Annotated in this window: 12 protein-coding genes; 3 read left to right on the forward strand and 9 right to left on the reverse strand. The window is 58.0% G+C overall.

The annotated features are described in order from the left end of the window. Nucleotides 1-32 precede the first annotated feature (32 nt). The 8 genes from citG to ACOTZP_RS11845 are packed head-to-tail and all read right to left on the reverse strand — an operon-like array spanning nucleotide 33 to nucleotide 7,344. Nucleotides 33-836 (reverse strand): triphosphoribosyl-dephospho-CoA synthase CitG, encoded by an 804-nt coding sequence (gene citG, locus ACOTZP_RS11810; protein ID WP_271075147.1) that lies wholly within the window; start codon nucleotides 834-836, stop codon nucleotides 33-35. Continuing rightward, nucleotides 814-1,353, reverse strand: coding sequence for a citrate lyase holo-[acyl-carrier protein] synthase (gene citX / locus ACOTZP_RS11815; protein ID WP_022649366.1), 540 nt, complete (start codon nucleotides 1,351-1,353; stop codon nucleotides 814-816). Before citX ends, citG begins: the two co-directional genes overlap by 23 nt. Before the next feature lie 2 nt (nucleotides 1,354-1,355). Beyond that, nucleotides 1,356-2,873 (reverse strand): citrate lyase subunit alpha, encoded by a 1,518-nt coding sequence (citF, locus tag ACOTZP_RS11820; RefSeq protein ID WP_271075146.1) that lies wholly within the window; start codon nucleotides 2,871-2,873, stop codon nucleotides 1,356-1,358. A gap of 10 nt (nucleotides 2,874-2,883) precedes the next feature. Beyond that, complete coding sequence (gene citE / locus ACOTZP_RS11825) at nucleotides 2,884-3,759, reverse strand: citrate (pro-3S)-lyase subunit beta (RefSeq protein WP_023306921.1); 876 nt, start codon at nucleotides 3,757-3,759, stop codon at nucleotides 2,884-2,886. Beyond that, entirely contained in the window at nucleotides 3,756-4,049 is a 294-nt protein-coding gene (gene citD, locus ACOTZP_RS11830; protein ID WP_271075145.1) for a citrate lyase acyl carrier protein, read from the reverse strand. Before citD ends, citE begins: the two co-directional genes overlap by 4 nt. 16 nt (nucleotides 4,050-4,065) lie before the next feature. After that, nucleotides 4,066-5,088: a [citrate (pro-3S)-lyase] ligase gene (gene citC, locus ACOTZP_RS11835; RefSeq protein WP_271075144.1), complete on the reverse strand. Its 1,023-nt coding sequence runs from the start codon at nucleotides 5,086-5,088 to the stop codon at nucleotides 4,066-4,068. Nucleotides 5,089-5,101: 13 nt separating this feature from the next. Further along, nucleotides 5,102-5,965, reverse strand: a complete 864-nt coding sequence (locus ACOTZP_RS11840) for a fumarylacetoacetate hydrolase family protein (protein ID WP_023298578.1) — start codon at nucleotides 5,963-5,965, stop codon at nucleotides 5,102-5,104. A gap of 17 nt (nucleotides 5,966-5,982) precedes the next feature. After that, complete coding sequence (locus ACOTZP_RS11845; protein ID WP_271075143.1) at nucleotides 5,983-7,344, reverse strand: 2-hydroxycarboxylate transporter family protein; 1,362 nt, start codon at nucleotides 7,342-7,344, stop codon at nucleotides 5,983-5,985. Between the two features lie 344 nt (nucleotides 7,345-7,688). Here ACOTZP_RS11845 and ACOTZP_RS11850 point away from each other — a divergent pair, with 344 nt between their 5' ends. Next, a complete protein-coding gene (locus tag ACOTZP_RS11850; protein ID WP_022649372.1) occupies nucleotides 7,689-9,326 on the forward strand; it encodes an ATP-binding protein in 1,638 nt (545 codons plus the stop codon). Then, entirely contained in the window at nucleotides 9,316-10,008 is a 693-nt protein-coding gene (locus ACOTZP_RS11855) for a response regulator (protein WP_022649373.1), read from the forward strand. Before ACOTZP_RS11850 ends, ACOTZP_RS11855 begins: the two co-directional genes overlap by 11 nt. Before the next feature lie 99 nt (nucleotides 10,009-10,107). On the opposite strand, the gene ACOTZP_RS11860 is transcribed toward ACOTZP_RS11855, so the two are convergent. Further along, nucleotides 10,108-12,243: an ornithine decarboxylase gene (locus ACOTZP_RS11860; protein ID WP_404347688.1), complete on the reverse strand. Its 2,136-nt coding sequence runs from the start codon at nucleotides 12,241-12,243 to the stop codon at nucleotides 10,108-10,110. A 181-nt stretch (nucleotides 12,244-12,424) separates the two neighbouring features. Here ACOTZP_RS11860 and ACOTZP_RS11865 point away from each other — a divergent pair, with 181 nt between their 5' ends. Next, complete coding sequence (locus ACOTZP_RS11865) at nucleotides 12,425-13,138, forward strand: DUF554 domain-containing protein (RefSeq protein ID WP_003862452.1); 714 nt, start codon at nucleotides 12,425-12,427, stop codon at nucleotides 13,136-13,138. The last annotated feature ends 19 nt before the right edge of the window (nucleotides 13,139-13,157 follow it).

Genomic DNA, 13,157 nt, shown 5'->3' on the forward strand with positions numbered 1-13,157 from the left:
CCGTAGGCCGGGTAAGCGTTAGCGCCACCCGGCTATTTTATTCCAGACAGCACCCACCCCACCGACAGCAAATCCGCGCTGCCGCCCGGACTCAGGTTTCGTTCAATCAACGCGTTATCCATCCTAAGTAACGCATCCTGATCCCAGCCGTTCGCCAGCAGCTCCTGTGCATAATCCTGGACGTAGCGCAGCCCTTCAGTGCCGCCGCGCGAAACGAGATTACTGTCCTGGTTGATGGCCATCAGGCGCAATAACAGGTCATGAAGGGTGTTTCCCTTCCACTGCGCCAGCGTCTTACGCACCGTGCTGAAGCCGCTTTCCGCCTCGCCGCGCGCGCCGGTTAAACCGTACAGCTGAAACTGCCGCTCTCCCGCCGTTGCCTGCCCGCAGCGCCCGCCCAGTTCCCGCGCCACGAGCCCACGACAGATGTTACTTACCTCACAACAGAGGCTATCCGCAGAGATATTTTTCACACGTCCGGCGGCGAAGCAGAGCAAACCAAGGGCAAAAATCCCGCCCTTGTGCGTGTTCACCCCGCCCGTGGCGGCGTACATCGCCTGCTCACAGGCCATTCCCATCGGGCGGATAATCCGTAGCTGCTCTCCAGCAGGTTTTTCCGCATGTGCTTCACCCAGTTCCGCAAAACGGGCAAACCACGGCGTAATCGCCGCAATGCTGCGGAGGAATAAGGTATGGTCCATATCGCGATGGGAGCCGTTATTGAGCCTGTCCACCAGCCCCGGTTTGGGCGTCAGCTCCAGCTCCTGCCACAGCGCCTCTGCGGCAAGCGCAGGAACATCAACCGGGCGCGGTTTAGTCGCGAGCAAACCAGTCATCTATCATTTTCTCCACGCGGGAAACCACCTGCTCAACGGGATGGTGCCGAGAACGGGAACAGGCGTGGGCAGGCTCGTCGCAAATCAGACAGCGCCTGAGGTGTGAACCCAACGACTGACGGCCAACGTGGCCGTTTTCAGGGCAGATCACATCCAGATCCCACAGTCTGCCGAGCGGGTGCGTCTGCTCCAGTTCAGCACAGTGCGCTTTAATTTCCGCCGCCGGATGCGCGACGCACCACAGCGCTTCAGGTCCGGTGGGTAGCCAGAGCACCTGGCGGTCCAGCACCTGCCAGCGGTTTTCCCACAGCAGCTGGTCGCACATCTGTAACGCCACGCCCATGGTGTTGCGATAGCGCAGGCTGTCTTTGATTTGCCCGGGCGTGACCAGCGTTAGGGAGATCACCGGTTGTTGATGGTGCGTAAGCCAGTCAGCCTGACGGGCTGCGCGGCGCTCTTTCGCCGCCAGCAGCGCGTCCAGGCTGACACCCGTCCGCACGGGTGTCGCAATAGTCATATTCACTCCTTTACCTGTCGAACGGTGTCGATCACGCTGCCGTCGCGGTAGCGGATCACCCCGACAATTTTGTCGGTGAACTCAATCGGTTTCGGTACGCCGGTCAGGGAAATCGCCCGCTCATAGAGCGCGTTGATATCTACAACCTTCAGCCCTGCTTCCATGAGTCGTTTGCGGATCTCCGGGCGCGCCGGGTTGACCGCAATACCGTGGTCGGTGACCAGCACGTCAATGCTCTCCCCCGGCGTGAGGCGCGTGGTAACGCGCTTCACGACGGTCGGGATGCGGCTTCGCAGCAGCGGCGCGACCACAATGGTCAGGTTGGCTGCCGACGCCACGTCGCAGTGCCCGCCGGATGCGCCGCGCATCACGCCGTCGGATCCGGTGATGACGTTGACGTTAAAATCGACGTCGATTTCCAGCGCGCTGAGGATCACCACGTCGAGCTGGTCGCAGCTTGCCGCCTTGCTGCCGGGGTTGGCGTAGACGTTGGTGGAGATCTCCACGTGGTTCGGGTTGCGCGCCAGCGAGGCCGCCGCCTGGCCGTCAAAGCACTGGGTGTCGAGCAGCTTTTCGATGAGCCCCTTCTCGTGCAAATCCACCAGGCTGCCGGTGATACCGCCAAGGGCGAAGCGCGCCTTCACGCCGCTGCGCTCCATCTTCTCTTCCATAAAGCGGGTGCAGGCGGTCGCCGCCGCGCCGGAGCCGGTCTGCATCGAGAAACCTGGTTTGAAATAGCCTGAGTGCTCAATCACGTCCGCCGCATAGCGGGCAATCATCAGCTCGCGCGGGTTGCTGGTGACGCGCGCCGCACCGACGCTGATTTTCGCCGGGTCGCCCACGCTCTCCACCTGCACGATGTAGTCCACCTGATCCTGCACCAGGCTGGCGGGCATATTCGGGAACGGCACCAGCTCTTCGGTCAGCAGCACCACCTTACGGGCAAAGTGTGCGTCCACCATGGCGTAGCCCAGCGAACCGCAGCACGATTTGCCCTGCGTGCCGTTGGCGTTGCCAAACTCATCGCTGCACGGCACGCCAAGAAATGCCACGTCGATATTCAGCTCGCCATCCTGGAGCAGCTTCACGCGCCCGCCGTGGGAGTGAATTTGTACCGGCTCGTCCATCAGCCCGTGGGAGATGGCCTCCGCCAGCCTGCCGCGCATACCGGAGGTGTAAATTCGGGCGATCACGCCGCTTTGAATATGCTCGATCAGCGCGTCGTTGCAGGTCATCAGCGAGCTGGAGGCCAGGGTCAAATTTTTAAAACCCATCCGCGCCAGCAGCGCCACAACGGTGTTGATCACCCGGTCGCCTTCGCGAAAGGCATGGTGGAAAGAGATGGTCATCCCGTCCTGCAAGCCGCTGCGCATAACGGCTTCTTCGAGGGAGGCGCAAAGCTTACGGTTGTGTTTCGCCTCGCTGTCCGCCAGCCACGGCGTCGCGCTGTGGGCGGTATCAAAAGGCTTCAGATCCCGCAGATGGGGGAAATTCACATGGAGAAGTTCTGTCTGATTCATTATGTCATCCTTACCGACGCACGCCGGAGGCCGCCGCGCGCTCCAGCACCACCTGCGCGTGGTTAATAATCGGTGCATCCACCATTTTGCCGTTGAGCGAGACCACGCCCAGGCCGTTACGCTCGCCCTCTTCTGCCGCTTCAATCACCCGTTTCGCGTGATCCACCTCTTCCTGAGTCGGAGCGTAGGCGTTGTGCAGCAGGTCAATCTGGCGCGGGTTAATCAGCGATTTGCCGTTAAAGCCCATCTTGCGGATCAGATCGACCTCGCGCAGGAACCCGGCTTCGTCGTTAACGTCTGACCACACCACGTCGAAGGCGTCGATGCCTGCCGCGCGGGCGGCGTGCAGCACGGCGCAGCGGGCGTAGAACAGCTCGGTGCCGTCGCCGCGCTCGGTCTGCATGTCCATTACGTAGTCAAAGGCGGCCAGCGCGATGCCGATCAGGCGCGGGGAGCTGCGGGCAATCGCCACGGCGTTGATGACGCCAATGGCCGATTCAATCGCCGCCATCACGCGGGTGGAACCTACTTCACGCCCGCACTCCTGCTCAATGCGCTCGAGGTGGCCTTCCAGCTCGTAGATATCGTCCGGGGTGTCGGTTTTCGGCAGGCGAATCACGTCTACGCCCGCGCGCACGGCGGCCTCCAGATCCAGCAGGCCAAACGGCGTGCTCAGCGGGTTAATACGCACCACGGTTTCGATATCCTGATACATCGGGTGCTGCAACGCGTGGAACACCAGCATGCGTGCGGTGTCTTTCTCGCGCAGGGCCACGGCGTCCTCAAGGTCAAACATGATGGAGTCGGGGCGGTAGATAAAGGCGGTGGAGAGCATGGCGGCATTGGCGCCCGGCAGGAACAGCATACTGCGGCGGAGTTTACTCATTTCAGCGCCCCCCAGTTGATGGCCTGTTCATCGGCGGCACGCAGAAGCGCGCTTTGCAGGCGGGCGCGGATCACACAGTCCAGCGCCCCTTTGTCTTCAATAATGATTAATCCCTGGTGCACGTTCATGGCGCGCAATGTGTCGTTGACCAACTGGCGTATTTGCTCGCCAAACTGCTTAATCACTTCACTGTGGATGACAATCTCCAGCTCACCGTGAGCGGGGGCGATTTTCACCATCAGGTCGCTGGACTCCTGCGTTCCGGCCAGCGCCTCCCTTACAATATTCATGATAAATTCCTGATAGTTATGCGACTTCCGCACTCGCACGATAATGTGCTTCGAGGTGCGCGAAGGTGGAGTCCGGGACAATCTCCCGGATCCGGGAAAACTGCTGTGTCTTGAGTAAACGGCGTACTTCCGAGGCCGAAATGGCGTTGCCGTTGGCTTTGATGCGCGGCATTTCCACCACGTCGATGTGCGAGGCCAGCAGGTCGTGCAGCGTCTGGTTGTACTGGCGGGTGATATCGCAGAACGGTTCCGAACCAATAAAACGGTGCGTGATGCCCAGCGCCGGGGCGATAAAGTCCCGGAAGATCAGCACGTCGATCTCGCTCCACGCCTGCTGCACTTTGCCGGTCTCCTTCAGGAAGTAGGCCGGAAACGTGGCGCGGGAGATGATGTACTGCGAGCCTTCATGCACCACCACGTTCGACAGGTGCGCCACGCCCGCGCGCACCATCTCAATGCGCGCGCTGAACGGGAAGAACGAGGCGTCTTCACGCACCACGAACAGATGCAGAGCATCGCACTGCGCCGCCGCCTGCTCCACCAGATGACGGTGACCGAGGGTGAACGGGTTGGCGTTCATCACTATCGCGCCAATTTTTTCCCCGCCCTTTCGCATCCGGCTTAAGGTACGGCAGTAGCGCACGATCCCTTGCGGAGTGTTCTCCATTAGCACCGCGCTGTTCCCGCTCTGGGCAACCGGCCAGAAACCGCTGCGGCCAAAGCGCTCCTTATTACACGGACGGGTGCAGAGGAAGAGGTGAAAATGGCCGCGCTCCAGCGCCGCATTTTCCACCTCTGCCAGCAGACGCGCGCTGAGGTTTTCCCCACGAAGCTGCTCGTTGACCGCGACGCACTTGATGACGTTGGCAGCAAGCCCGGCGCAACCCACCAGTTGCGCGCCGGACCAGGCTTCAACAAACAGCGTGATGTCGTTGTCCAGGCCAAGGCCGCTGTCTGCCAGCAGGTAGCGGATCTGGCTTAAGCGTTCCGGGTGTTTCGCCACAACGGTGTGGCGAAAATCAATGGGTTGCGATTGCATGCTGCCGCCTTACTCAGTGCGCTGCCGCGAGCCCGACGGCTGGCGCTTCCACGATCACGTTGCTCAGATGACCGATATGCTCGATCTCTACCTCTATGCGATCCCCCTCCTTCATAAACAGTGGCGGGTTGCGCTTTTTACCCACCCCGCCAGGCGAGCCGGTGATGATCACGTCGCCCGGGCTGAGACGGGTGAAGGTGCTGATGTACTCGATCAGCTCCGCCACCTTGTGGATCATGCTGCTGGTGTTGTCCTCCTGCACCATGCGGCCGTTCAGCCAGGTGCGGATCGCCAGGCTGTGCGGGTCCGGGATCTCATCCGCCGTCGCCATCCACGGGCCGAACGCCCCGGTCTGCCGCCAGTTTTTCCCGGCGGTGAACCAGGTGTGCTGCCAGTCGCGGGCGGAGCCGTCCATGTAGCAGCTGTAGCCCGCCACATGACGCAGGGCGTCGTCGCGGCTGATGTTCTCCCCGCCTTTGCCGATGATCACCGCCAGCTCGCCTTCGTAGTCGAACTCGCTGGAGTGGCGCGGCTTCAGCACCGGCTCGTTGTGGCCGGTCTGTGAATCCGGGAAGCGGACAAACAGGGTCGGGGCCGGGTTATGCTGATCAAACTCCTTGCGCTTGTCGGCATAGTTCATGCCCACGCAGAGAATTTTTTCCGGCTGGACAATCACCGGTAAGAAGGTGATGGCGTTCAGCGGTACATCCACCGCGTCGTTCAGAAAACGGGTGGCCTGCGCCAGCCCGTTCCCCTGCAACAGCGCTTTAAGGTCGCCATAGCGGTCGCCCAGGCGGCGGCCTAAATCAATCACGCCCCCGGCCTGAACGATGCCGTAGCTGCGTTTACCCTGGTATAAAAAGCTTGCGAGTTTCATTGTTCTTTCCTGAAAACTTAAACGAGGAAGTTGCCCAGAATCAGCAGTGAGACAGAGACGTTAATCGCCCCGCCGATACGGGTAGCAATCTGGGCGAATGGCATCAGGCTCATGCGGTTGCCTGCGGTCAGGATCGCCACGTCACCAGTACCGCCCTGCCCGCTCTGACAGCAGGAGACGATGGCGACATCAATCGGGTGCATACCAATCTTTTTGCCAACGAAGAAGCCGGTTGCCACCAGCGCGGAAACGGTGCTGATAATCACCAGCAGGTTGCTGACGGTGAACGCCGCCACCAGTTCATGCCATGGGGTAATCGCCACGCCAACGGCGAAGAGAATCGGGTAGGTCACGGAGGTCTGGAAGAAATTGTACACCACCTGGGAACCCTCCAGCAGACGCGGAGAGGCGCCATTACAGAGCTTCACCAGCACCGCCATAAACAGCATACCCACCGGCGCTGGCAGACCAATCAGCTTGTGACCGAGCATGCCCAGCATGTACAGCAGCACCGCCAGCAGCGCGCCGGAGGCGATGGTGGTCACATCCGCTTTGCCGGAGAACGCGGGTTGAGAGACGGTGGCATCGGCGTTGGCGCGGTTAGGCATCAGTTGGCCTTCACCGGTCAGGTGCGGATAGCGTTTACCGAGCTGGTTGAGGCAACCGGAGATGATGATCGCCGTCAGGCCGCCGAGCATTACCATCGGCAGCACGCGGCCGAGCGCCACGCCCTGATCCATGTGCAGCAGGGTGGCATAGCCGATAGAGAGCGGGATCGCCCCTTCCCCGACGCCGCCCGCCATGATCGGCAGAATGATAAAGAAGAAGATCTGGAACGGCTCAAGGCCCAGCGCCAGTCCAACGCCCATGCCGACAATCATGCCGACGATTTCACCGCACAGCATCGGGAAGAAGATGCGCAGGAAGCCCTGGATCAGCACGGTGCGGTTCATGCTCATGATGCTGCCGACAATAATGCAGCAGATATAGAGGTAGAGAATATTGGTGGATTTATAGAATTTGGTCGTGGACTCGACCACCACGTCCGGCAGCAGGCCGTAATAGACCAACGCGGAAGGGATAAAGGTGGCGCAAATTGCCGCCGCGCCGAGCTTGCCGACAATCGGCAGGCGTTTGCCGAACTCACCGCAGGCAAAGCCGAAGAAGGCCAGCGTGGCCACCATGACCACGATGTCGCTCGGCAGTTTTCCGCCCAGGCAATCTATCGCAATCAGCGCGCCCGCCAGAACGAACAGTGGCAGAGGAATAATGCCGATTTTCCAGGTATCCATAATATGCCACCAGCGCTCTTTGAGCGATGGCCGCTGAATATCAATCGGGTCGTGGGTAACAGAGAATGAATCGTCAGTTGTGCTCATAATAAGCCCCTTAGTTATTTTGTGCGTCCAGCTTAGAGTCACAAAGGCTTACTTTATGTGAGGAATGGCATATTAAAAGCGAAGTTTTAATGGCCGCTATGGTTTTAATGGTTTCTTTTATTTAATGTGATTTATGCCTTATTTATTACCGTGGTTTTTATGGTTTCTTTTCTTAACTGAACAAAGAAATAACATTTATTCATTTAGCCTTAAGAGGATAAGACTTTCGAAAAATCTTTTACAGGCTGCGCTGTGCAAGGGATCACAAGTTTTCGGCAAAGCGGGCATCCTGGCCTTAAAAGATGATATATTCAGCCGACCTGTTGATATCTCGCGTGATAGTTATGAAAGTATCGTTTCAGATCAAGCTGTTTATTTCGCTGGTCGCCTTTTTCTCAGTGCTGTTCGCATTACTGGGCGGATATTATTATGTCGATGTCGGCAGGCAGCTTTATCAGGAAATGAGCGCGCGCGCAAAAATACAGGCCGAAGAAATTGCGCTTATTCCTTCTCTGCGAAAAGAAGTCGAACAAAAGGATATCCAGGGCATCCATGACTTTATGCAGAAAATAGCCGCCCGCAGCGACGCCAGTTTTATTGTGATTGGTGACAATAAAGGGCTGCATCTTTTCCATTCCGTGTTTGCCGACCGGGTAGGCAAAACGCTGGTTGGCGGAGACAACGACGAGGTATTACACGGCAAAAGCACCATCACCATCCGCAAGGGCGGGTTAGGCATTTCGCTGCGCAGCAAAGCGCCCATTTTTAATGATGCCGGGCAGGTGGTAGGGATTGTTTCGGTAGGCTATCTCACAAGCTATCTGGACACCATCACCGTCAGCAAGGTGGTTAATATCCTGATTGCCGCCGTGCTGCTGCTTATCGCCCTGTTTATTTTCTCCTGGTTCTTCACCCGCAGCATCAAGAAGCAGATATTCTCTCTGGAGCCGCGCGAAATCGGCCTGCTGGTGCGTCAGCAAAAGGCGATGATGGAATCCATTTATGAAGGGGTGATTGCCATCGACGACGATCTCCGCATTGAGGTGATTAACCAGGCGGCGCGTAAATTATTAGGCTTACGCCAGCCCGCCCGCGAACTGCGGGGTCAACTCATCAGCCAGGTGATCGCGCCCGTCCCGTTCTTTAACGCGCAAACCATGCTTGCGAAAGACACCCACGATGAGATCTGTCGCTTTAACGATCTCACGGTCATTGCCAGCCGGGTGCGGATCATGCTGGAAGATGCGTTGCAGGGCTGGGTGATCACCTTTCGCGATCGCAACGAGATCGACTCGCTCAGCGCCCAGCTCAGCCAGGTGAAGCGCTATGTTGATAACCTGCGCATTATGCGCCATGAACAGCTGAACCGCATGACCACGCTGTCCGGCCTGCTGCATATGGGCCGTTATGACGAGGCGATCCGCTACATACAGGCGCAGTCGGAACACGCTCAGGAGCTGCTGGACTTTATCTCGTCCCGCTTTAGCTCCCCGACGCTGTGCGGTTTGCTGCTTGGAAAGGCCGCCCGCGCGCGTGAAAAAGGCGTTGAGCTGAGCTTCGATCCGGCCTGCCGGGTGGACAAACCCTTCCTGCCGCTGCTCGAATCGGAACTAGTCTCGATCATCGGGAACTTGCTGGATAACGCCATCGAAGCGACCCAACGCGCCCCGCTCCCGCATGCCCCGGTAGACGTGCTAATAAAGTTGAACGAGCAGGAACTGATTATTGAAGTCGCCGACCAGGGCGTCGGCATCACACCGGAGATCCGCGACCGGATCTTTGAGCGCGGCATCACTACCAAAACGCGCGGCGATCACGGTATTGGCCTGTATCTGATTGAAAGCTACGTCACGCAGGCTGGCGGTGCAATTGAAGTTGCCGATAACACCCCACGCGGTGCCATTTTCTCACTGTTTATTCCCGCCACGGGAACGGTCCGGCACCCCGTACAGGAACTGGAAGATACCGACTATGCAACATGAACTTATCGACGTACTGATTGTTGAAGACGAGAACGAACTGGCGCAACTGCACGCGGAGCTTATCGGTAAACATCCGCGCCTGAGGCTGGTGGGGATTGCCGCGTCACTGGCCGACGCGCAGGTACAACTGGAGAGCAAACAGCCGAAGCTGATGCTGCTGGATAACTATCTGCCGGACGGCAAAGGCATCACCCTTATCAGCAACCCGATGCTCACCCGCGCCAACTGCTCGGTGATTTTCATCACCGCCGCCAGCGATATGGACACCTGTAGCCAGGCCATTCGTAACGGCGCGTTCGACTACATCCTCAAGCCGGTTTCCTGGAAACGCCTGAGCCAGTCGCTGGAACGTTTTGTGCAGTTTGCCGAACAGCAGCGCGTCTGGAAGATTGTCGACCAACAGAACGTGGATTCACTCTATCAGCTACAGGCGAAAAATTATCGACTGGACAACGGCAGCAAAGGGATAGAGGAGAACACGCTGGCGCGGGTGCAAACATTGTTTAACAACAAGGCGGCGCACTGCTTTACGGTGGATGAGGTGGTGAGCGAGACGGGACTGAGTAAAACCACCACCCGGCGCTATCTGGAACACTGCGTGGAGGTGGGTTTTCTGACGGTGGAGATGCTGTACGGGAAGATTGGGCATCCGAGAAGGATGTACCGGCGTAGTGCGACTTAACTCCCCTCACCCCGGCCCTCTCCCCAAAGGGGCGAGGGTGAAAAGACGGCTCCGTGCAATCCCCTCTCCCCTTTGGGGAGAGGGTTAGGGTGAGGGGCCCTACTTTAACACGTACCCATACAGTCGCTTGATCCCGTCGGCATCCTTCTCGCTGTAAACGCCCTGCAACTCTGGCGAGAAACCCGGCAGCATATTAATGCCCTCTTCCAGCGCCAGGAAGTAGCGCTGTACTGCTCCACCCCAGACTTCCCCCGGTACCACGCACAGCACGCCCGGCGGGTATGGCAGCGCACCTTCGGCGGCAATGCGTCCTTCGGCGTCACGAATACGCACCAGTTCGACGTTCCCGCGAATGTACTCCTGGTTGGCATCCTGCGGGTTCATCACCACGGCAGGCAGGCTCTCCTGACGGAACATCGCCTTCTGTAAATCCTTCACGTTAAAGCTGACGTAGAGATCGTGCATCTCCTGGCACAGCTGACGGATCGTATAGTCGCGGTAACGCACCGGGTATTTCTGATAGATGGTCGGCAGCACATCCACGAGCGGCGTATCGTCTTCAATATGCTGTTCAAACTGCCCCAGCATCGCCACCAGTTGCATTAGCTTCTCCGCGCTCTCGGCTGGCGTCAGCAGGAACAGGATGGAGTTGAGATCGCACTTCTCCGGCACAATGCCGTTTTCGCGCAGGTAGTGGGCGAGAATGGTCGCCGGAATGCCGAAATCGGTATAGTGCCCTGTTTCCGCATCAATGCCCGGCGTGGTCAGCAGCAGCTTGCACGGATCGACGAAATACTGCTCGCGGGCATAGCCTTCAAAACCGTGCCATTTTGCACCCGGTTCAAAACTAAAGAAGCGACGCTCGCTGGCGATAGCCTGCGTGGGGTGATCCTGCCATGGCCGCCCCGCCACTACCGGTGGGATAAAGGGTTTGATCATATGGCAGTTGGCGATAATGGCCTTGCGCGCTTCAATGCCCAGCTCGACGCACTCAGCCCACAACCTGCGTCCGCTCTCACCCTCGTGGATCTTGGCGTTCACGTCCAGCGCCGCAAACAGCGGGTAAAACGGGCTGGTGGAGGCATGCAGCATGAACGCATTGTTCAGCCGCTTGTGCGGGCAGAAGCGCGACTGACCGCGAATATGGTTATCCTTTTTATGGATCTGTGAGGTTTGCGAGAACCCGGCCTGCTGTTTGTGGACCGACTGGGTCACGAAAATTCCCGGATCGTTCTCGTTCAGTTCCAGCAGAAGCGGAGACGTTTCCACCATCATCGGGATAAATTGCTCGTAGCCAACCCAGGCGGAGTCAAAGAGGATGTAGTCGCAAAGGTGACCGATCTTGTCGATCACCTGACGGGCGTTGTAGATCGTGCCGTCGTAGGTGCCGAGCTGAATGATCGCCAGACGGAACGGGCGCGCCTCGGCGGCTTTCTGCGGCGAGACGTCACGGATCAGTTCCCGCAGCCAGGCCTCATCAAAGCAGTGTTCATCGATCCCGCCGATAAAACCAAACGGATTACGGGCTGCCTCAAGATAGACAGGCGTTGCCCCGGCCTGGATCAGCGCCCCATGATGGTTGGACTTATGGTTGTTACGATCGAACAGCACCAGATCGCCACGGGTCAGCAGCGCATTGGTCACCACTTTATTGGCCGCCGACGTGCCGTTCAGCACGAAGTAGGTTTTATCCGCGTTGAACACTTTCGCCGCGAACTTTTGCGCGTGCTTGGCAGAACCTTCGTGGATCAGCAAATCACCGAGCTTCACGTCGGCATTGCACATATCGGCACGAAACACGTTTTCACCGAAGAAGTCGTAAAACTGCCGCCCGGCGGGATGTTTTTTGAAAAAGGCGCCGTGCTGGTGACCCGGACAGGCAAAGGTGCTGTTTCCCATCGCCACATACTGGCTCAGGGTGTCAAAAAAGGGTGGCAGCAGGTTCTCTTCATACCGGCAGGCGGCAGATTCCAGTTCCAGCAATTCCTGTGCTTTACCCGAGATGATCGCCGTGACACCCTCTGGCACCTCTCCTGGCTCTGTTGAGAACATAAATACCGGTAGCTGAAAGCCCGTACGCTTCAGCAACGCAAGAATGCCGCTGTAGCTTTCAACAACCGTAATGACGACTGCCGCCACATCGGTGAAATCGGTGTTATCCAGCATAACCTTTTCGCGATGCGTAGAAACTTTGGATACCAGCTCACGGCTGACGGCAATTTTCATGGTTTTCATAAGCGCAAATACCCTCACCGAACGGTGAGACAGGAAGGAGAAAATTCGCGCAATCATGTCACCTTTTATTTTCAGGTGCAAGAAGGAATCAGTATGCGTTACGCCTCCCAAAGCTAAGCATAATCAGGGACGGACGTGCCATAATCATGCAATGCCAGTGCTTAAATAACAGGAGTTAAACGTGGTGATTGGACCCTTTATCAATGCGGGAGCCGTATTGCTGGGCGGTGTACTTGGGGCAGTATTAAGTCAGCGGCTGCCGGAGCGTATTCGCGTCTCCATGCCCTCCATTTTTGGCCTGGCGTCGTTAGGGATTGGTATCCTTTTAGTGGTGAAATGCGCCAACCTGCCGGTGATGGTACTGGCGACGCTGCTCGGCGCGCTGATCGGCGAGTTTTGCTATCTGGAAAAAGGCATTAATCACGCGGTAGGCAAAGCCAAAAATCTGATTGCCCGACCGGGCAAGGCAAAGCACGGCACGCACGAGTCGTTTATTCAGAACTACGTTGCGATCATTATTCTGTTCTGCGCCAGCGGCACGGGGATATTCGGTTCGATGCAGGAAGGGATGACCGGCGATCCCAGCATATTGATTGCGAAAGCGTTTCTGGATTTCTTTACTGCCACCATCTTTGCCACCACTCTCGGCATCGCCGTCGCCGCGATTTGCGTACCGATGTTGCTTATTCAGCTGGCGCTGGCCACCTGCGCCACGCTGATCTTGCCGCTGACGACGCCTGCGATGATGGCGGACTTTACCGCCGTCGGCGGCCTGCTGCTGCTGGCGACAGGGCTGCGCATCTGTGGCATCAAGATGTTTGCAGTGGTGAACATGCTCCCTGCCCTGCTGCTCGCGATGCCGCTTTCCGCGCTCTGGACGCACTTTTTCGCTTAAGTTTGCGACGAAATGGTGA

It is taken from the genome of Enterobacter cloacae complex sp. SYL001, from assembly GCF_049237025.1.
GTDB lineage: Bacteria > Pseudomonadota > Gammaproteobacteria > Enterobacterales > Enterobacteriaceae > Enterobacter > Enterobacter intestinihominis.